Raw genomic sequence first — 244 nt, 5'->3', positions numbered from 1 at the left:
GCGCGCGGCGAGTTGCGCGGCTTCGCGGGCCCAGTCGGGCGCGTCGGCCTGGCTGTACGGCGAACGGCCGCCCATCTGGATCTCGGCCGGCGCGCCCAGGCCCTTCGCCATCGCGGCGGCCGGCGCGACCGGCGCCGGTGCGATGCCGGCGGCCTTCAGCACGTCGGCGCGGATGTCGTCGCCGGAGCGCGGCATCTGCGGAACGCCCGAGGCCGGGGCTGCACCGGCTTGCGACTGTGCCTGC

General features: G+C 78.3%; 1 pseudogene. It reads right to left on the bottom strand.

Annotated features, from left to right (window positions below):
- Positions 1–244 (bottom strand): annotated as a pseudogene (locus FQ755_RS17665) (hypothetical protein); the annotation flags it as partial.

Origin of the sequence: Paraburkholderia sp. BCC1885, from assembly GCF_900996235.1 — a bacterium.
Classification (GTDB): Bacteria; Pseudomonadota; Gammaproteobacteria; order Burkholderiales; family Burkholderiaceae; genus Paraburkholderia.
This window is presented reverse-complemented; position numbering and strand designations above follow the sequence as displayed.